Raw genomic sequence first — 596 nt, 5'->3', positions numbered from 1 at the left:
TGCAGCTTGTCCGGCCCGCGTCGTCGGGGTCCTCGGCGGGACCGGATCGGCGGTATGCCTTTGACCAGAGGGATCAGGGCCTGGCTGTCGTGCAGGTTCGCCCCCGAGATCCCGACGGACAGGGGCAGACCGGTCCGTTCAGTGATCAAGTGGATCTTCGAGCCGTACTTGCCCCGGTCGACAGGATTCGGACCCGTCAGGTCCCCCTTTTCAGGGCCCGCATGTTCACCGAGTCGATCGCACAGCGGGACCAGTCCAACTCGCCACGGGCGCCGAGCTCGTCGAGGACCAGGCGGTGGAGCTTGGCCCACACCCTGGCTTTCGTCCATTCGGAGAAACGCCGGTGAGCCGTCGCCCCCGATGGCCCGAACGACGCTGACGGCAACTGCTGCCACGTGCAGCCTGACGTGGCCACGAACACGATCGCAGCCAACACTTCCCGGTCGCCGTGCCGGCGTCGGCCACCACCCTGAGGCCGCGAGGGGACCTCAGGTACCACCCGCTGGAACAACTCCCACAACTCATCCGGCACCAGCCGCTCAACGATCCCCACCACGACCGACACCCTACCGAGTCAGCCAAATGAGATGACGTCT

At 66.4% G+C, this 596-nt stretch carries 1 pseudogene; it reads right to left on the bottom strand.

Features of this window, described 5'->3' with window-relative positions:
- A pseudogene (locus AC3EUV_RS38390) lies at positions 1–556 on the bottom strand (IS5 family transposase); the annotation flags it as partial.
- Positions 557–596: the final 40 nt, after the last annotated feature.

The sequence above is a fragment of the Streptomyces sp. bgisy130 genome, from assembly GCF_057708345.1.
Note: the sequence above shows the minus strand (reverse complement) of the source record. Positions and strands in the feature narration are given on the sequence as shown.